Source organism: Paludisphaera soli, from assembly GCF_011064595.1.
Lineage (GTDB): Bacteria > Planctomycetota > Planctomycetia > Isosphaerales > Isosphaeraceae > Paludisphaera > Paludisphaera soli.
In genome coordinates this window covers 54557-72511 of the sequence record NZ_JAALJI010000004.1, presented here as the reverse complement: position 1 = coordinate 72511, position 17955 = coordinate 54557, and the positions used below count along the sequence as shown (strand labels likewise).

Genomic DNA, 17955 nt, shown 5'->3' with positions numbered 1-17955 from the left:
CACCTGTCCGAACATCCAGTGCGTCGCGCGCCCCGGGAACCGAACCATGTCGAACGCCCTCGCCTCGCGGTTCTGGATGTGCGGCCTTGTGGCCCTGGCGGTCGGCGGCGGCGCGGCGGCATTGCCCCACCCGGCGAAGTCCGTCAGCCCGAAGCCCGAGCCACGCCAGGCCCCGCCCCCCAGGCCGGCCGGCAAGGGCCGGGGGGTCCCTCCCGAGCAGTTCGCCGCCTGGTTGAACGAAGAGCACCGCCGCCAGCACTTCGCCGACCTCGGCGTGCGGCTCAGCGGGGACCCCGATCATCCCGATCCGGCGCGCGATCGCGCGGCCGAGGAGCTGACGCGCCAGGCCCCGGTCCCGCCCGAACGCCTCGCCCGCTTCGAATGGCTGAAGGAATTCCCCGACCTCCGCCTCCAGGGCTGGAATGGGATCGTCCAGGAGGTCCGCGAGACGCCCGCAGGCGCGATCGCCCGGATCACGATCAGCCCTTCCCTCAGCTCGCTGGAGCATGGCCACCCCAAGGTCGGCTACCTGGAAGAGACCTACCGCCGCACCGACGCCGGCTGGGTCTACGTCGAGGGCAAGCCGGGCGAGTCGTGGCATCCCAGGGTCATCGTCTATCCTTGATCGAAGGCCGAGGCCCGGCGGCCCGGGGGATTCGGGGCGCGGGTCGACGATGCTCTGGCGGACGGCCCGACGGTCCGTCAAGATGACGGTCATGAGCCACACACACGACGCACCGCTGGGCCGACACTTGCTCGACCGTCGGGGGTTCCTGTCGCACATGGCGACGGGCGTGGGGGGGATCGCGCTGGGCGCGATCCTGGCGGAGAAGGGGCTGCTGGCGGCCGACGCCAAGGCCGGCCCGCTCGCCGCGAAGCCGCCCCACTTCCCCGCCAAGGCCAAGCGCGTCGTGCACATCTACTGCACCGGGGCCGTCAGCCACCTGGACACCTGGGACTACAAGCCCGAGCTGATCAAGCACCACGGCGAGCCCATGCCCGGCGCCGACAAGCTGCTGACCTTCCAGGGCGAGAACGGCGCCCTGGCGAGGAGCCCCTGGGAGTTCAAGCCCCGGGGCGAGTCGGGCAAGTACGCGTCCGACCTGCTGCCGCACCTGGCGGAACGGGTCGACGACATGTGCTTCCTCCACTCGCTGACCTCGAAGACGAACACGCACGGCCCCGGCGAGATGTTCATGTCGACCGGGTTCACGCTCGAAGGCTTCCCCAGCATGGGCGCCTGGGTCAGCTACGCGCTGGGGACCGACGACCAGGACCTGCCGGCCTACGTCGCCATCCCCGACCCCCGCGGCGACCCGCAGCAGGGGCCGGCCAACTGGACCAACGGCTTCCTGCCGGCCGTCTACCAGGGGACCTCGTTCAACGCCGACAAGCCGATCCGCCACCTGGCCCGGCCGGACCGCATCAACCCCGACGACGACCGCGCCACCCGCGACCTGATTCGCGTCCTCAACGACGAGCACCTGGCGCGCAACCCCGGCGACGACGAGCTGTCGGCGCGGATCGCCGCTTATGAGCTGGCGGCGCGGATGCAGCTCAGCGCGCCGGAGGTCGGCGACCTCTCGCGCGAGAGCCCGGCCGTGCGCTCGCTCTACGGCCTGGACGACGCCGACCCGATCCTCGCCGGCTTCGGCCGCAACTGCCTGCTGGCGCGCCGGCTTTTGGAGCGCGGGGTGCGGTTCGTCACCCTGTTCAACGGGGCCTTCGCGATGGGCGAAGGCGCGCTCAACTGGGACGGCCACCGGCGGATCAAGTCGGACTACGACCGCCACGGGCCGATCCTCGACAAGCCCGCCGCCGCGCTGCTCATCGATTTGAAGGAGCGCGGGATGCTGGACGACACCCTGGTCGTCTGGTCCACCGAGTTCGGACGGATGCCCACGTTCCAGAAGGGGACGCAGGGCCGCGACCACAACCCCAAGGGCTTCACCGCCTGGCTCGCCGGCGCGGGGGTGAAGCGCGGGTTCAGCTACGGGGCGACCGACCCGTTCGGCTACCAGGCCGTCGAGAACGTGGTCGACGTGCACGACTTCCACGCCACCATCCTCCACCTGCTGGGCCTCGACCACGAGCGCCTGACGTACTACAACAACGGCGCCCAGCGCCGGCTGACCGACGTCCACGGACACGTCATCCGCGACATCCTGACCTGACCCGAACCGACTCCTCTCCCGGAGCCCGCCATGTCCGCGTCCGCCGCCTTGCTGCTCGCGTTGCTATCGGCCTTCGGGGGCGTCCGTCACGGCGACGACCCGGACGAGGTGGTCGAGCCGCTGGAGCGGGTCGAGAAGCTCTGGGACCTGGGGACGTTCACGGAGGGGGGGGCGACGGCCGCCGACGGCTCGATCCTGTTCTCCGACATCGGCGACAGGATCATGCGGTTCAACCCCAGCACGGGCGAGACGAAGGTCTTCCGCGAGCCGAGCGGCCGGGCGAACGGCATGATCTTCGACGGCCAGGGACGGCTGATCGTCGCCGAGGGCGCCAACACCGGCGGCGGGCGGCGGATCTCGATCACCGACCTGGACGGCGAATGCCGGACCCTGGCCGACCGCTTCGAGGGCAAGCGGTTCAACAGCCCCAACGACGTGACCATCGATGCGAAGGGGCGGGTCTACTTCTCGGACCCACGCTACGTCGGCGACGAGTCCCGCGAGCTGGACTTCGAGGGCGTCTTCCGCATCGACCCCGACGGCCGCGTGACCAGGCTGGAGACGACGGCGACGAAGCCCAACGGCCTGGTCGTCAGCCCCGACGGCAAGACCCTGTACATCGCCGATAACGGCGGCCAGCGCCGCGCGCTCCTCGCCGTCGACCTCGACGCGAAGGGGGACGCCTCCAACCCCCGCGTCCTCCAGGAATTCGGCCCCGACGCCGGGATCGACGGCATGACGATCGCCGTCGACGGCCGGATCGTCGCCGCCACGGCGAAGGGCGCCGTCGTCTTCTCCCCGGAGGGCAAGCGCCTCGCCCTGATCCCCACCCCCGAAGCCGCCGCCAACGTCGAGTTCGGCGGCGACGACGGACAGATCCTCTACATCCTCGCCGGCAAGAGCCTCTACCGCATCCCCACCACCATGACGGGGTATCGCGTCACGCGGCGGTGACCGCGGACCGCCGGGGACCTGTATGACCACGCTGAAGCCAACGCTGGCGCGAGCCGCCCGCTGGTCCGTCGTCGCGACGACCTCGGCCCTGACGACGCTTGCGATCGGCTTGCCGATAGCCCTCGCCGGCCCCCGAGGCGGAGAAGCTGGGCCGATCCCCGTGCCCCGCAACCCATTGGCCTATTTCGCGCTGCTCATCCTCGCGCCCGTCTTCATCTCGTTCGCCGTCTCCGCCTGGCTCGCCACGCGTCTGGGCCTGATGAATTATTCCGGCGGCTCGATGCTGCTCCTGCAAATCCTCGTCATCCTGACCTCGATCCCCGTCCTCGCCTGGCTCGGGCAACTCGCCGACGTCGTGCCGGCGTGAGGCGTCGATCATCCCCGCTTCCGCCCCGCGACGTTCACGCCGGAGCCGATGATGAGGTTGCGGTCATAGGTCCATTCGTAGAGGCGGCCGGACTTCATGGGGCGGAGGTCGACGAGGTCCTCGAAGCCCTCCTCGGCGAACCAGGAGCGGAGTTCGGCGAGGGAATGGTGCGACTGATACGTCGGCGCCCACCAGTCGAAGTTGTCGCAGACGCGGAGCGTCCAGTCCGGGTGGGCGGAGAAGTTGACGAGCTTGTTCAAGGTCCGGTTCAGGACCGGTACGCTGCCGACCGCCCCCAGGCCAACGCACAGGGGCTCCAGCACGCGGGCCGGCAGGCGGGTGGTCAGGGCGCGGACGCCCGAGTTGAGCCACTCCTGCGGCGGCGTGTTCTTGCGATAGAGCCAGACCGCCAGCCGCCCTCCCGGTTTCACGCGGCGGGCGATCTCGGCGAACGCTCGGCGCGGGTCGGGCGAGTGGTGCAGCACGCCGATCGAGAAGACCAGGTCGAACGCCCCCTCGGCGACCGGCAGGTCCAGCAGGTCGGCCTGGACGATCTGGACGTTGGGCAGGCCGGCCGAAAGCGCCGCGGCCTTGTCCACGGCGCTGCTGAGGTCGACGCCGAGCACCTCGGCGCCGTGCTCGCCCAGGAGCTTCGCGTACCGTCCGCCGCCGCAGCCGGCGTCGAGGACCCGCTTGCCCGCCAGCTCGCGGGGGGGGACGCCCGTCTTGGCCTCGAAGGTCGCCTCGTCCTCCTCGGCCCGCGCCACGTCGTAGCGGTTCCACTGGCGGCCGAAGCTGCCGACGTAGGTCTCGCCCGCCAGCCGGGGCACGCCGTTCACGACCGGGAACCGCTCGGAGCCGTCGGCCGAGGCCAGCTCTGAACCGTCGATGTGCAGCGGAGTCTTCGTCTTGGGCGAGCGCAGCAGGGCGATCAGGTCGGGATTCAAGGCGGCCTCGGTCATCGTTCTCGCGGACTCGTCGCGGGGACTCGCTCAGGACCGGACGGAGGCCGAGGGCGGCTCCGCCGCCGCTCGCGGGGGGGTCTTCGACCGGTCGCTCTCAGGGCTGCTTAGCGGGCTCGTCGGCGGCGGGCTGCTCCGCCGGGATCTCGGGTTCTTCGAGGACGCCGGAGATCTGGCCGGCGTCGTTGATGACGGTGGCCCAGACGAGGTTGGGGCCGTGCTCGTCGAGGAGGCGGAGCTTGCCGTCCTCGTAGACGAAGGCTCGGGGGCCGGGGAGTCGGCCGTGGGGGCCGTCGACCTGGCCGACGACGGCTCCGGCGTTGTTGACGCCTGTGGCCTGGCCGTGCTCGAAGCCCGCGGGGATCGGGAGCTTGAGCACGCCGGCTTCGGGCGACCAGATCAGGGCGGTGAGGGCGCCGTCCGGTTCGTTGCGGAAGCCGGCGACCGTCCCCGCGTCGTTCACCGCTCGGGGGATGAGGGCGCCGGGCTGGTTGGGGAGGGACTCGCGCTTCCAGGCGCCGGGGCCGGTCTCGGTCCAGAGCGAGGTCTCCCCCTTCTGGATGGCGGCCAGGCGCTTGCCGTCCGGGCTGATGGCCAGGACGTTCGAGCCGAGCTGGTCGGCCTCGGGGACGAGGACGGCCTTCCAGGCGTCGCCGTCGCGCTCCCAGAGGACGCCGCGGAGCCGGTAGTCGCCGACGCTGATCCCGCTGATGCGGCGGCCGTCGCGGCTGATCCCGGTGGCGAACGAGGCGCCGTCGCCTTCGGGGGCGCCGAGCCCGAGCATCCCCTTGTCGGCGGTCCAGACGAACGCCTGGTTCCGCAGGTAGACGTAGGTGTTGGGGGGCGCGGGCTTGCTCGACCGGCCGACGACCACGCCGTCGTCGCTGACGGCGACGGGGAAGGTGGCGGTGTACGTCTTCAGCAGCGGCAGGCGGGTGATCTTCTCGCCCTGGGCGAGGAACGGGGCCTCGTACAGGATGTCCGGGTTGCCGTTCTCCGGCTCCCAGTGGAAGCCGACGACGTCGCCCCGGGAGTTGATCCCGGTGATGTTCAGCCCCTCCTTCATCGGGGCGATGAGCGGGTGCGGCTTCGCCGGCGGCGGCTCCTCGGCGCGGGGAGCCCCCGCGAGGGCCCAGGCGGCGGCGAACGACAGGGCGAAGGCGGATCGGCGTCGGCTCGGTCGCATGCGGTGTTCCTCCCGCATCCGAGGATACCCCGCGCGCACCGCCGGGGGGAAGGACGCACGCCGGAATCGCGGCGGGGGGCGCCGGCGGTCGTCAGCGGCGGTCGCCGGCGGGCTGGAACTGGGGGCCGACCTTCACGTCGGCGCGCGGTTGCGAGAGCGTGCCCCGGATGCGGACGTTGACCAGCTGGCCGCTGGCCTCGCGGATCATCGGGCTGAGGACGGGGACGTCGAATCGGTTGCGGCCGTAGAGGACCTGCAGCCGCAGGTCGATGTTGTCGAACGGGTCGCGGGTGCCGTCCCCTTCCAGGCTGATGGGGCTGCCGGTGAGCCGGATCAGGTCGAAATGGGTGGTGCCGTTGACGATCCGGAACTCGATGTCGGCCGCGTCGAACATCGACTTGCCGTCCCGCCCCGACGCCCGGACGGAGAGGGGGTTGACGGCCTTGGCGAACTTGAGCACGAAGGGGAGCTCGCCGAGGTCGCCGTCGACGACGTGGCCCTCGCCCGTCCCCTGGAGGCTGCGCAGGTCCGTCCCCAGGCCGTTGAACGCCACCTTGGCGTTGACCAGGCCCTTGAACGACTGCCGGCCGAGCAGGCTCATCGCGTAGTCCTGGAGGTTGGCCGCCGAGATCTGCAGCGAGCCGCTATAGCGCGGGGTCTGGTCGAGCGTGATCGCCCCCTCGCCGTAGATCTCGCCCCCCAGGAACTTGCCGCGGAGGCTCTCCAGCCGGGCCTCGCCGTTCCCCAGCGTCAGGGGAGCCTGGACCTGCGTGACCTGCAGACCGAGGACGCTGGCGCTGTGGATGTCCAGGACTCCCTTAACCCGGAGGTACTGCCCGTTGGACTCGCCCCAGACGTTCTTGAAGGCGCCGTTGACGTGCTCCAGCGGCACGCTCGTCTTGAGCTTGTTGTCGACGAGGATGACCTGGGTGTTCGCCCACTTGCACCAGGCCGGGACGTCAGGCTCGCCGCTCCAGCCGATCTGGATGTCGCCGTGGGCGGTGAACGGCTTGCCGTCGTCCAGCCGCATGGCGAACTGGGCCATCAGCGTGGGCATGAGCTTCCGAAGGCTGGCGTCGAACCGCAGGCCGCGGACCGAGAGGCCCTCGACGGCCAGGTCGAAGCGGCCGCTGTCCTCGACGACCACGCTCCCCTTCGGGAAGTCCACCGGCGCGTTGTGGAACGTGAACTTGACGTCGCTCATGTCGACCTTGCCGTTGACGAACTCGAAGTTCCCGAGCGCGTCCTCCATCCTCAACTCGATCGTCGAGCCGGGCACGACGTCCGGGCCGGGCGAGCGCGGGACCACCAGGCGGACGCTCGACCCGGGCCTGGGCACGATCGTCACCCGGGTCTGGTCCGGCTTGCCGGTCTCCACGGCGATCACGGCGCGGACGTCGCTGGCCCCGTCGGGGTTGATGAACTTCCAGGACTTTTCCCAGGCCTTCGGCAGGGCCTGCCGCAGCTCCTCGCTGAACGGCAGGTTCTCGGCGTGCAGGGTCATGCCGATCTTCAGCGGGGGCTCGCCGTTGGGGAGGTCCGGGCCGGGGAGCTTCTCGACCCGGCCCGACCCGGTGAGCACGGCCTGGCCGTTGCGGCCCCTGAGGTTCTTGAAGATCCAGAGGTCGTTGTGCAGCTCCAACTCGCCCGAGAGGTTCCGCACGGTGTAGGGGAGTTCCTCCCAGGTCAGGTGGCAAGAGCGGGGGTCCAATGCGAGTTTCGAGTCGATGGTCACGCGCCCCTTCTCGAAGGCCAGGAGGCCCTCGGTGGTCAGCTGCGGGGGGCCGACCATCGGCTCGCGGAAGATCCGGGCCTCGGCCTCGACCGAGCCGCCCGGCTTGAAGCGGTTGACCGTGCGGCGGGCGTCGGCCGGCAGGGCGGCGAGGAACGCGGCGTCGATCGGCAGCGACTCGGCCTCGACCGTCAGGTTCACCCGCGCGTCGGGGCCGGGGTCGTCGACCGTCCCGTGCAGCCGCGCCGGCTTGTCCCCGATCGGGCCGGCGAGGTCGACCGTGAGCCGACGCCCTTCCATCGCCAGGGTCCCCTTGAGGTTGTTCAGCGGGTACTTGAAGTGCCGGTAGAGCGCCGAGACTCCCTGCAGGTCGGCCGAGGCCTCGACCGCGACCGGCCCCCCGGCGACCGCGCGCTCGACGTGGGCCTGGACGTTCACCCGCCCCCGGGGCTTGAAGACGTCCCACAGCTCGGCGAACTGCGGGGGCGTGCGTTCCTCGAGGCGCTGGTCCAAGTCCAGGTCGAAGGCCTCCAGGCGGAGGTCCATCGGGGCCTCGTGGGGGGGCCCGGTCATGGTCATGGCGCCCGAGGCCCGCACGCGGGTCGCGCCGTTGAAGCCCTCGGCGTGGAGGATCGTCAGGACGCCGTCGCTCAGCCCGATGCGGGCCGACAGGTCGTTGATCGGGAACGGGAGCTGGGGGCACCCGCAGACCCCGCGCAGGAGCTGGGCCTCGACCTCGTACGAGAGTCGGGACTCGGGCGGCAGGGCGGGCCGGAACGTCAGCTTCTTGAGGTCCACGTCGACGTCGCCGCCGCTGAGGGCCAACGCGTCGTAGCCGGCGACGGACTCGGCCGGCAGGCGGCGGCGGAGCGTGTCCGAGATCGCCAGGTCGACCAGGTTGCCGGCCAGCTCGACCTCGCCCGTGGCGGGGTCGACCGTCCCGTGCAGGTCCACGCGGTTGAACAGGTCGCCCCGCGCCGAGCCCTTGAATTGCAGGCGGCCCCCCTCGATCGGCTCGATGTGCAGCGCGACGTCGCGGAGGATCGCCGCGGCCACCTGGCCCTCGCCGGCGGCCGCGCCCCGCTCGCCCTGGCGGTCGACCATCATCTCGACGGTGCCGTTGAGGATCTCGATGGGGGGCGGGTTCTCGATGGCCGCCTTGGGCCAGGGTCGCGCCGGAAGGTCCAGCAGGTTCCAGCCGCCGTCCTTCTTGCGCAGGAGCCGGAGCGTGGGGCGGGTGACGACCACCTCGCTCGGAGACTGTTCGCCCTGGATCATCTTCCAGGTGTTGAACCGGACCTCCAGCCAGGGGAGGGTCGCGGACGTGAACGGGCGGCCGTCCACCTGCTGGATCGCCGTGATCTGCTTGAGCGTCGCCTTGCCGCGCAGGGGTCGGAACTCCACGTTGCCGAACTCGAACTCGGCGCGGGGGAAGAACCGCCGCAGCTCGGCGCGGATCAGCCGGGTCACGGTGTCGCTGTCGGTGACGAAGGCGTACGCGAACCAGACCGACGCCGCCGCCAGCCCCAGGCCGACGACCGTCCCCCAGATCAGGATCTTCGCCAGGCGACGTCCGAACCTCATGCCATCCCCCCCTCGACCTCGAACTTCGATCAGGCCGGCTTCCGACGCCCCGGAATCCCGTCGGCCGCCCGCAGCAGCCCCACCGCCGCCAGGCCCATCGCCGGGACCTCGCCCGGGGTCCGATAGCGCATCGAGCTGGCGAACGCCGCATGGATCACGGCGAAATAGAGGATCGGCCCCGCCAGCAGGATCCAGGCTCGGGGGTCCCGGCGCAGCGTCCAGAGGCCGAACGCCGTCAGCCCCAGCAGCGGCGTCATCACCAGGCCCGAGGCTATCGTGAGCCAGGGCGACCGCACCCCCTCGGCGTTGGGCCAGGGGCTCCAGTAGCGGCCGAGCTTCACCACGGCCAGCTCCAGCGCCCGCCCCGGATTCTCGCGGGCGAACGCGAAGGCCCGCCGCCTCAACAACTCGTCCTGGTCCTGCTCGCTGTTCGGCCAGACGTCGGGCTCGTTCAGGAACCGCATGTCGCTCGCCCCGGTCGCGTTCGGGTTCAGGCCGTCGTAGAGGCTGGCCCCCATCCAGAGGGCCGTCGGCACGAACGCGCCGTAGATCCTCGCGTTGCGGACCCACCAGGGCGCCATCACGCCCGCGAAACCGATCGCGACGACCAGCGCCGCGACCGCCGCCGGCCGCATCGGCCGCTTCGAGACGGCGCGGCACGCCAGCCAGGCCGCCGTCGCCGCCGGGAAGTAGAGCAGGCACGACGGCCGCACCAGCACCGAGGCCCCCGCCGCGACCCCCGCCCCCATCGCCGGCGCGAGCATCGCCCGGGTCGCGTCGCGGTCCCAGAGGACGGCCATCGCCCAAAGGAAAGCCAGCAGGAGCGGGACGAACAACGCCTCGGACAGTAGGAGGACCGACATGATCACGAAATACGGATGTATCGCCGTCAACGCCGAGGCGACCGGCGCCGCGCGGCGATCGGCCTCGCCCGTCGCGGCCCGCGCCAGCCGGAAGACCAGCCAGACGGAGAGCGCCCCGAGCCCGGCCTGGACGAGCCGCGCGCCGAGCGGCCGGTCTCCCAGGAGCCAGCGGCACGCGGCCAGGAACAGGGGATAGCCCGGCGTGCGGAGGGCGAAGTGGGGGATGTCGCCCCACTCGACGATCTGGAACAGTTCGCCGTCGCGGATCGTCTCGGCGAGCTTCCAGTAGTACTCCGCGTCCGGCAGCAGGCAGACCCGATCGCCGCCCCCCCGACGCACCCGCCATTCCAGCACGTCCGCCGCGAGGACCCGCAGCAGCAGCCCGACCTCGACCGCGATCGCCAGGGCCGGGATCGGCGGCAGGCCGAACCTCGCGATCCTCCCCGGCGTTCGCGCCATGATCGGTGATCCTCTCTCGGGACGTGGACGGACTCCATCCCCCGGCGGGACCGGCCGAAGTCGCGCGGATGGTATGCCAAACCGCCGGGACCGTCAACTTCAGACGGGACCGAGGCTGGCACCCTCGTCCTCGGAGATCTGGGGTGGCACGGCGTTCCAGCTCCTCGTGGTCCGGGCGGCCCGCCCGGACGCCGAAGGCGGGGGATTTCCGACGTCCGGGCGGGCCGCCCGGACCACCCCGTCCGTTCTTCCCTCGCGTGGCTTCGCTCGAAATCTCGCGAGGCCGGCCTACGCCCCGCCGTCGACGACCCGCCAACGGAGCCCCAGCCGCCGCGTGGTCTCCTCGGTCGTCCGCACGCGATCCGCGATCCGATGGCCGACGACCCAGGCGATCCCCTCGCGGTCCAGGACGACCGGCGCGGCCCGGCGGAGGTCGGCGGGCACGCGGCGGTGTCGCAGGAAGTCGACCAGCCGCTGGCGACGGCCCCCCAGCCCCAGGGGGGCGAAGCGGTCGCCCGGCTTCGGCGTGCGGACGATCAGGGGGAACGCCAAGCGGTCGCCGTCGACGACCTCGTCCCAATCGGCCGCGTCCTCGGCGTCGACCTCCTCGGCCTCGAACCGGGCCTCGGCCCAGGCGACCTCGACCGAACCCGGCGCCTCCAGGACGACCGGATCGACGGGGATGACGGGCGGGGCGAGCGGGGGGGCGGGGCGTTCCAGGAAGGCGCGGTCGCCGTCGAACCGCAGAACGACCCCCGCGCCGACGTCGGGCTCCCCCTCGCCCCGCGCCAGGTCGTCGACCAGGCGGAGCCAGCGATGAGAGGTCATGTCCCGCTCGGGCCAGTCGTTCGCACGCCAGGCGCGACGGAGGACCTCGGCGGCTAGGAGCGGGGGCGCACTCGCAAGCTCCCGCCGGTCGATCGCGATCACGTCGAATTCGGCGACGCGGAGGATCGTGGGCGTGAGCGCAAGGGCCAGGGCGTCGATCGCCTTCCGACTCTCCGCCGCGAGCCCCCCCAGCTGCACGATCGCGTCGACGACCTTCGGGTTGTAGTCGGCTGCGAGCCGGGGGATCAGGTCGTGGCGGATCCGCGCGCGGGTGCGGGTCAGGTCCCGGTTCGTCGCATCCTCGCGGTACGCCTGGCCGATCCGCCCCAGCTCCTCGCGGATCTGCCGCCGCGAGACGCCCAGCAACGGCCGGACGAGCGCCACTCCCGGCGCGAGGGCGCGCCGCGCGGGGATGCCGGCGAGCCCTCGCAGGCCGGTGCCTCGCATGATCCGATGCAGGATCGTCTCGGCCTGGTCGTCGCGGGTGTGGCCGACCGCGACGGCCGACGCCCCCCGATCGCGCGCGACCTCCGCCAGCCAGGCGTACCGCGCGACGCGGGCGTCGGCTTCGAAGTGGGCCTCGCGGGTCGGCGCCCAGGTCCCGAGATCGAACGGCAGCCCGAGCGATGCGGCCAAGTCGGCGACGAAACGGGCGTCCTCGAGCGAGGCTTCCCCACGCGCGCCGTGGTCCATGTGGGCCACGGTGAGATCCAGGCGAAATTCTTCGCCCAATCGACGGAGAAGGCAAAGAAGGCCCACGCTGTCGCTCCCGCCCGAGACGGCGACCACCCAGGTCGGCGGGTCGACGCCGGGTCCGATCCAGCGGGAAAGGCGTCGCCGGACGCAGGCCAGCCAGTCGGGCGGGGCGGAGGGATCGTGTCGCATCCCGAGGAGGATACCAGGATGCCGAGGCGGGCGGGATGGCGAGGCGGGCTCAGTCCTTCTGCGACTGGCAGTAACGGAGCGCCGAGAGCAGGTCGGGCCGCACGACGGGCGAGCCCAGCACGCGCCACCACTCCACCTGGCCGAGATCGGTCTCGGACAGGACGGGGACCAGGACCTGCGAGTCCTCGGAGATCAGCCGGATGCGGGGGAACGCGCCGCGACGGCCGATGATGCCGACGACCGAGAGCCAGTTCTGCGCGAACCACTCCCCCGGCAGGTCCGCCAGCGGATGCTCGCGACGGCCGTCGTCGTAGATCAGTTCGAGTTTCCAACGCATGGCGGGCTCCCCGGATCAGGTGGGCGGATGACCACTGGGAAGTATACACCCTTACCCTTTCCACGCCAGCCCGCCGCGTCGATTCCCGGGGCCCGACCTTGCGGGCTTTGCGGGCCGATCCTCGTGCGTCGGGAGGAAGGACGGTCCAACCAGGATGGACGCCCCGCCCCGCCTCAGGCCGACGACCTCCCCGTTTCTACCCGGACGGGAGAAAGCGGCCTGCGGGGCCGGACGAGCGAGATCCTTCCGGCCGGCGAGAAGAGGACGCGACGACCTCCGCGTCTTCTCGACGAAGCACGGCGCGGCGGGGGACGGCGCTCTAGACTCGGAGAAAGCCGACCTCCCCGCCTTCTCGACCCGGAGTCGCCGACCCGATGAACCCTCGAGACGTCTCGATCCCCCGGCGGTCGCTGCTGGCCGCCGCCCTGTCCGCCGCGATCGCCCCGACCCGGGCCCTCGCCCTCGGCGCGGACGACCCGGGCCCCGCCGGTTCCGGCTACGCCGTGGAATTCCGCCACCCCGTCGACGAGCTGATCGGCGACCTGCTGACGACCGAGCGCGGGGATCCGAGGATGCAGGCGTCGGTCCCGCATCGGGAGTGGTACTCGGAGCACGTCCGCCGCCGGTTCGGCGCCTGGGGGCCGCCCCCCCGCGCCTATCCGCCGGCCGAGGCCGCCGAGGGGAGGTCGGCGGAGTGGCGTCGCGAGCGGACGATCGCCGCGGCGCTCCGGTTCGTCGGCTACGGCTACCAGCACCACCACATCCCCGACTGGGAGCCCCCCGCCGGATGGCCCTGGAAGGAGACCTGCGCGGGCGGCAACGGCAAGGGGTTCGACTGCAGCAACTTCACCGGCTTCGTCTACAACCAGGCGTTCGGCGTCCGGGTGAGCACCGCCGTCGAGCGCCAGGCCGAGCAGACGGAGGCCGAGTTCGGCCGCGAGGGGCGGACGCACCGCCTGGGGCGCATCGAGCTGCCCGAGGGCTACGCGGGGAAGGTCGACGCCCTGCGGACCGGCGACCTGCTGTTCATCCGGGGGAAGCCCGGCGGCGCGATCACCCACGTCGTCCTGTGGGTCGGGCCGATCGGGCGGTCGGCGTCCGGGACGCCCTTGATCCTCGACAGCCACGGCGGCGGCGTGACGGACGACGAGGGGCGGCCGATCCCCTGCGGCGTGCGACTCCGGCCGTTCCGCGAGAAGTCCTGGTACGCCCGATGCGCCAGCCACGCGCATCGGGCCTTCGGGGGCCTGGGAGAGGCTTGAGTCGACGGCGTCGTCCGACGGGTCAGGCGGCCTCGGAGCCGCGGCCGAAGCAGACGAGGGAGAGGTCGTCCAGCGGCGGCCGGTCTTTCATGTGCTCGCCCAGCGCGGCGAGGATCGCCTCCCCCACATGGTCGGGGCCGCCGTCGGTGCGGGCGAGGAGGTCCTTGAGCCGGTCGAGCCCGAACGCCGCGCCCTCCGCGTCGAGGGCGTCGACCACGCCGTCGGAGTAGGCGACGACGATCTCGCCGGGGGCCAGGTCGAAGTCGGCGGCCCGGTAGTCGGCCTCGCGATCGACGCCGATCGGCGGGCCGGCGCCGGGGCATTCCAGGACCTCCACGCGGCCGCCGGCTCGACGGGCGAGCGGGGCCGGGTGGCCGGCGACGGCGATCGAGACCCGATGCGCCGCCGGGTCGACCTCGGCCAGGACCATCGTGACGAAACGGTTGACGATCCCCGAGTCGTAGTAGTGCCGGTTGACGTCCGCCAGGACCTCGGCCGGGGGGAAGCCGGCGCGGGCGAGCAGGCGGACCTCCGGGCAGACGCCGGCCATGATGATCGCCGCCGACATCCCGTGCCCGGCCACGTCGCCCAGGGTGACGCACCAGCGCGCGGGGGCCGCGTCGGGGGCGTCCGGGTCCTCGACGGCGATGTAGTCGTAGAGGTCGCCCCCCACGTCCTCCGCGGTGCGGTAGAACTCCCAGAAGGTGTAGCCCGGGACCGCGGGCCGGGAGCGGGGGAGCAGGGCGCGCTGGATCTCGGCGGCGGCGGCCCAGGAGGCCCGCTCGCGCTGGAGCCGATCGTTCTCGACGGCCGCGGCGATCGGCACGGCCAGGGCGGCCAGCAGCTCCAGGTCCTCCTCTCGGAACCGTTCCCGGGGCGAGGCACCGTCGAGTTGCACCATGCCGACGGCCCGGCCGTCGCGCCCCAGCAGGGGGGCGCAGACCGCCGTGCGGATGGCCGCCGACAGGCTCTCGTGGTCCTTGAACCGCTCGTCGACGTAGACGTCCTTGATCAGCACGGCGCGGCCCTTGCGGAGGACCTCCTCCACCAGCGTCCGGCTCAGCACCGGGGGCCCGGCGGGCCCCCTGGCGGTGCGGCAGGCCCGCAGCGGCAGCGAGCCGTCGGGCTCGGCGGTCGCCACGAAGCCCCGCTCGGCCCTCGGCAGGATCGTCATCAGGCCGTCCACGGCGCGGGCCAGCCGCTCGTCCAGCTCGGACGCCCCCCCCAGCGCGCGGACCACCTCGATCACCCCCCGGAGCGCCTCGGCCGGGTCGGCCGCGCGCTGGACCAGGCCCGACGAGCTGAGGTCGTCCACCGCCCCCAGCACGGTCGACCGGGCGACCTCGTTCGGCCCCCCCACCCGCGCCGCGGGCTCGTGGAAGATGAACTCGTAGTCGACGATCCGGATCCGCGACCCTTCGCGCACCTCGGTCGGCTCGAACGGCCGCAGCCGGACGCCGTCCACGTGCGTCGCGTTCTTGCTCATCAGGTCGACCACGCGGTACGAGCCGTCGAACCGCCGCTCGATCCGCGCGTGGTAGAGCGACACCTTGGGGTGGTCGATCGGCACGCCGACCAGCGGATGCCGGCCGATGTGCAGGTCGTTGCCCCGCAGCTCGATCACCCGCTCCGTCCGGCCCTGGCGCACCATCTCCAGCGTGGCGCCGACGCTCTCCCCGAAAAACATGGACACGGCCCCCGACACGCGACGAACCCGCCCCCCCGCGCCGGCGTCGCTCGCGCCGCCGCGGCTGATCTTCGTTCAGAATTATACTACAAACGTCATGCCGAATGATCCGTGACTTTCCGGATCAGCGCGCCGATCCCGGCCCCGGCTCAGCGCGCCGGCCCGCCTTCGCCCAGCAGGAACGTCTTCAAAAAGGTCACGTCCACGGCCTGCTGGTAGTCCTGATTCGGCTTCTTGGCGAAGCCGTGGCCCTCGTTCTTCCCCACGACGTACCAGACCGGGACGCCGTTCTCCTTCACCTTGGCGACGAGCTGTTCGGATTCCGAGAGCGGCACGCGGGGGTCGTTGGCCCCCTGGACGACCAGGATCGGCGTCTTGATCTTCTCGGCGTGGTTCAGCGGCGAGACCTTCTCCAGGAACTCCCGCATCTTCGGGTCGCGCTCGTCGCCGTACTCCGCCCGGCGGAGGTCGCGGCGGTAACCCTGGGTGTTCTCCAGGAAGGTCACGAAGTTCGAGATGCCCACCACGTCGATCCCGCACCTGATCCGGTCGTTGTAGTTCGTCTGCACCGCCAGCGACATGAACCCGCCGTACGACCCGCCCGAGACGGCCACGCGCGACTTGTCCAGGTCGGGCTGCGCGGCGATCCAGTCCAGCAGCGCCCCGATGTCCTTCACCGAGTCTTCCCGCAGGAAGCCGTCGTCGAGCTTCAGGTACGACTTGCCGTAGCCGTCCGACCCCCGCACGTTGGGCTCGATCAGGACGATCCCCAGCTCGTTGATCAGGTAGTTCAGCCGGCCCATGAAGCCGGGGCGGAACTGGGCCTCGGGCCCGCCGTGGATCTGGATCAGGACCGGCCGTGGCTTGTCGGACTTCGCGGCGGGGCGGTAGACGAACGCCGGGATCTCCTTGCCGTCGAACGTCGGGTAGCGGACCAGCTCGGGCGTGACGAACGTCGAGGCGTCCAGGCCGCCGACCTCGCTCTCGGTCCAGCGCTCCAGCTTGCCGACGCGGCCGGTCTCCTTCGAGGGATCCAGATCGAATGAGAAGACGTCCGAGGAAGCCTGGGCGGAATCCAGGGTGTACCCCAGCTCATGCGAACCCGGCCGGAACTCCAGGCCCGAAGCCCGGCCGAGGAACCGTTGCGGGGCGTAACCGCGCGTCCCGGTCGCCGCCTGGAAGGCGTGCAAGACGCTCAGGCCGTCCTCGTTCGTCAAGGCGGCGACGACCAGGCCGTCGTCGGACAGGTCGAATTCCTCGACGTCCCAGGGAACGTCCGAGGTGAACCACGTCTCCTTGCCCGTCGCCAGGTCGTGGCGGGCGAGGCGGCGGAACTCGCTCTCCTTGTCGGACGTGTAGAAGATCGACTTGCCGTCCTTCGACCACTTCGGCCCGGAGACGGCGACCCTGGGCTCGCCCTCGGCCGGCTTCGGGGTGATCGTCCGCACCGCGCCGGTCGCGACCTCGACGAGGTGGACGTAGGACTCGGTGATCGAGATGTACTCCTCGACCGCCAGCGTCTTGCCGTCGGGCGACCAGTCGCTCACGAGCCACTGGCCCGACACTTCCTTCAGCAGCCTGCGGAACGAGGGGTCGGCCGGCGAGGCGATGTACAGGTCCATGTCCTTGCCGTTGCGGGCGTTGGAACTCCAGGCCAGCAGCTCGCCGGTGGGGGACCACTTCGCCGATTCGTGCCGGCTCTTGCCGTCGGTCAGCCGGACGGGCTCGCCCCCGGCGCGGTTCTGGAGGAAGAGCTGGTAGTTCTCCGCGCCCCCCTCGTCCATGACGAACAGGAACTGGTCGCTCCGCGGCCGGGGCGAGACGCCGAGCACCCGCTCGGGCGAGAACGTGAGCTGCCGACGCGCCGCGCCCGGGGCCGGGACGTGGTGGACCTGCATCGTATCGGCGAACCGGGTCGTGATGTAGAGGGCCCGGGGCTTGTCGCGGTCCCACCCCTGGAAGCCCGCCCCTCGGATGTTCTGATACCGGTTGAGCGCCGAGGCGATCGACCGGGGGATCGCCGGCACCCCTTCGGCCCGGATCGTGTCCGGCACGGAGACCGTCGGCTCTTGCGCCGAGGTGAGGGCGGACGTCGCGATCGCCAGCAGGACGAGGAACGGCGCGGCTCGATGCATGTCGCAGGACTCCCAAGAGGGTGGCGAATTCGCGGCGGCCGGTGCGCGTCCCGGCGTCCCGATGCATCCTCTACCTAAGGGATGCTCCGCGCGGGGGGCGTTCGACAAAGGTCCTGGCGCGGTCGAAGCGAGGCGATCCGAAGTGAGGCGAATCCAGGCTCGACGCCCGTCCCCCCCTATGTCCAGGCGAAGCTCCGGGGCGCCACGGTTTCTCCAAGGCTGCGGGCCGGAGCCTCGCCGACGCAGCGGACGGGCACGCGAAAGAAGGGCGAAACGGGCTCCCCTCACTCGACGCCACCGGAGCGGGATGCTTGAGAGGCCCGAGTTCGGGTGCCACGGGTTCCCCGAACCCGTGGATCGGCGTCGGGCCGCACCGGAGCCGTCGCCGAGATCCCCGGCCGGGCCACGGGTTCGGGGAACCCATGGCACCCGAAGGCTTTCCCTTGCGATTTGGCGGCGGTGTGCGGGGAGTGTTGCGAAACGCGCCGAACGAACCCAATTTTCGGGCTCCCGAATCCAAACCCAAATTCCTCAAAGCCA

General features: G+C 71.6%; 13 protein-coding genes. 5 read left to right on the top strand and 8 right to left on the bottom strand.

Features of this window, described 5'->3' with window-relative positions:
• Positions 1-46 precede the first annotated feature (46 nt).
• The 4 genes from G6O68_RS07000 (at position 47) to G6O68_RS06985 (ending at position 3495) form a co-directional block, all read left to right on the top strand.
• Positions 47-625, top strand: coding sequence for a hypothetical protein (locus G6O68_RS07000; RefSeq protein ID WP_165246264.1), 579 nt, complete (start codon positions 47-49; stop codon positions 623-625).
• 91 nt (positions 626-716) lie between these two features.
• Positions 717-2174 carry a DUF1501 domain-containing protein gene (locus G6O68_RS06995; RefSeq protein WP_165246262.1) on the top strand — a complete coding sequence of 486 codons (1458 nt, stop codon included), beginning with the start codon at positions 717-719 and terminating at the stop codon, positions 2172-2174.
• A gap of 30 nt (positions 2175-2204) precedes the next feature.
• Positions 2205-3128: an SMP-30/gluconolactonase/LRE family protein gene (locus G6O68_RS06990; RefSeq protein WP_165246260.1), complete on the top strand. Its 924-nt coding sequence runs from the start codon at positions 2205-2207 to the stop codon at positions 3126-3128.
• 22 nt (positions 3129-3150) lie between these two features.
• Positions 3151-3495, top strand: a complete 345-nt coding sequence (locus G6O68_RS06985) for a hypothetical protein (protein ID WP_165246258.1) — start codon at positions 3151-3153, stop codon at positions 3493-3495.
• 8 nt (positions 3496-3503) lie between these two features.
• Here the strand turns inward: G6O68_RS06985 and G6O68_RS06980 are convergent, their stop codons facing one another.
• The 6 genes from G6O68_RS06980 to G6O68_RS06955 all read right to left on the bottom strand — a co-directional run bounded on the left by G6O68_RS06980 (position 3504) and on the right by G6O68_RS06955 (position 12331).
• The gene (locus G6O68_RS06980; RefSeq protein WP_165246256.1) at positions 3504-4457 is read right to left on the bottom strand and encodes a class I SAM-dependent methyltransferase; all 954 of its coding nucleotides are present in this window, start codon (positions 4455-4457) and stop codon (positions 3504-3506) included.
• Positions 4458-4554: 97 nt separating this feature from the next.
• Positions 4555-5643 (bottom strand): HAF repeat-containing protein, encoded by a 1089-nt coding sequence (locus G6O68_RS06975; protein ID WP_165246254.1) that lies wholly within the window; start codon positions 5641-5643, stop codon positions 4555-4557.
• A gap of 91 nt (positions 5644-5734) precedes the next feature.
• Positions 5735-8959, bottom strand: coding sequence for a DUF3971 domain-containing protein (locus G6O68_RS06970; RefSeq protein WP_165246252.1), 3225 nt, complete (start codon positions 8957-8959; stop codon positions 5735-5737).
• A gap of 29 nt (positions 8960-8988) precedes the next feature.
• Entirely contained in the window at positions 8989-10281 is a 1293-nt protein-coding gene (locus G6O68_RS06965) for an ArnT family glycosyltransferase (RefSeq protein WP_165246250.1), read from the bottom strand.
• Between the two features lie 288 nt (positions 10282-10569).
• The gene (gene tilS, locus G6O68_RS06960; RefSeq protein ID WP_165246248.1) at positions 10570-11994 is read right to left on the bottom strand and encodes a tRNA lysidine(34) synthetase TilS; all 1425 of its coding nucleotides are present in this window, start codon (positions 11992-11994) and stop codon (positions 10570-10572) included.
• A gap of 49 nt (positions 11995-12043) precedes the next feature.
• Positions 12044-12331: a hypothetical protein gene (locus G6O68_RS06955; protein WP_165246246.1), complete on the bottom strand. Its 288-nt coding sequence runs from the start codon at positions 12329-12331 to the stop codon at positions 12044-12046.
• Between the two features lie 374 nt (positions 12332-12705).
• Here G6O68_RS06955 and G6O68_RS06950 point away from each other — a divergent pair, with 374 nt between their 5' ends.
• Complete coding sequence (locus G6O68_RS06950) at positions 12706-13593, top strand: NlpC/P60 family protein (protein ID WP_165246244.1); 888 nt, start codon at positions 12706-12708, stop codon at positions 13591-13593.
• 22 nt (positions 13594-13615) lie between these two features.
• On the opposite strand, the gene G6O68_RS06945 is transcribed toward G6O68_RS06950, so the two are convergent.
• A complete protein-coding gene (locus tag G6O68_RS06945) occupies positions 13616-15280 on the bottom strand; it encodes a SpoIIE family protein phosphatase (protein WP_165246242.1) in 1665 nt (554 codons plus the stop codon).
• Between the two features lie 149 nt (positions 15281-15429).
• Positions 15430-17415: an alpha/beta hydrolase family protein gene (locus G6O68_RS06940; protein WP_165246240.1), complete on the bottom strand. Its 1986-nt coding sequence runs from the start codon at positions 17413-17415 to the stop codon at positions 15430-15432.
• Positions 17416-17955: the final 540 nt, after the last annotated feature.

What these genes read in the sequence shown, in the direction of transcription:
- G6O68_RS07000 (WP_165246264.1), top strand. Translation starts at nt 47, where the DNA reads ATGTCGAACGCCCTCGCCTCGCGGTTCTGGATGTGCGGCCTTGTGGCC.
- G6O68_RS06995 (WP_165246262.1), top strand. Translation starts at nt 717, where the DNA reads ATGAGCCACACACACGACGCACCGCTGGGCCGACACTTGCTCGACCGT.
- G6O68_RS06990 (WP_165246260.1), top strand. Translation starts at nt 2,205, where the DNA reads ATGTCCGCGTCCGCCGCCTTGCTGCTCGCGTTGCTATCGGCCTTCGGG.
- G6O68_RS06985 (WP_165246258.1), top strand. Translation starts at nt 3,151, where the DNA reads ATGACCACGCTGAAGCCAACGCTGGCGCGAGCCGCCCGCTGGTCCGTC.
- G6O68_RS06980 (WP_165246256.1), bottom strand. Translation starts at nt 4,457, where the DNA reads ATGACCGAGGCCGCCTTGAATCCCGACCTGATCGCCCTGCTGCGCTCG.
- G6O68_RS06975 (WP_165246254.1), bottom strand. Translation starts at nt 5,643, where the DNA reads ATGCGACCGAGCCGACGCCGATCCGCCTTCGCCCTGTCGTTCGCCGCC.
- G6O68_RS06970 (WP_165246252.1), bottom strand. Translation starts at nt 8,959, where the DNA reads ATGAGGTTCGGACGTCGCCTGGCGAAGATCCTGATCTGGGGGACGGTC.
- G6O68_RS06965 (WP_165246250.1), bottom strand. Translation starts at nt 10,281, where the DNA reads ATGGCGCGAACGCCGGGGAGGATCGCGAGGTTCGGCCTGCCGCCGATC.
- tilS (WP_165246248.1), bottom strand. Translation starts at nt 11,994, where the DNA reads ATGCGACACGATCCCTCCGCCCCGCCCGACTGGCTGGCCTGCGTCCGG.
- G6O68_RS06955 (WP_165246246.1), bottom strand. Translation starts at nt 12,331, where the DNA reads ATGCGTTGGAAACTCGAACTGATCTACGACGACGGCCGTCGCGAGCAT.
- G6O68_RS06950 (WP_165246244.1), top strand. Translation starts at nt 12,706, where the DNA reads ATGAACCCTCGAGACGTCTCGATCCCCCGGCGGTCGCTGCTGGCCGCC.
- G6O68_RS06945 (WP_165246242.1), bottom strand. Translation starts at nt 15,280, where the DNA reads ATGTTTTTCGGGGAGAGCGTCGGCGCCACGCTGGAGATGGTGCGCCAG.
- G6O68_RS06940 (WP_165246240.1), bottom strand. Translation starts at nt 17,415, where the DNA reads ATGCATCGAGCCGCGCCGTTCCTCGTCCTGCTGGCGATCGCGACGTCC.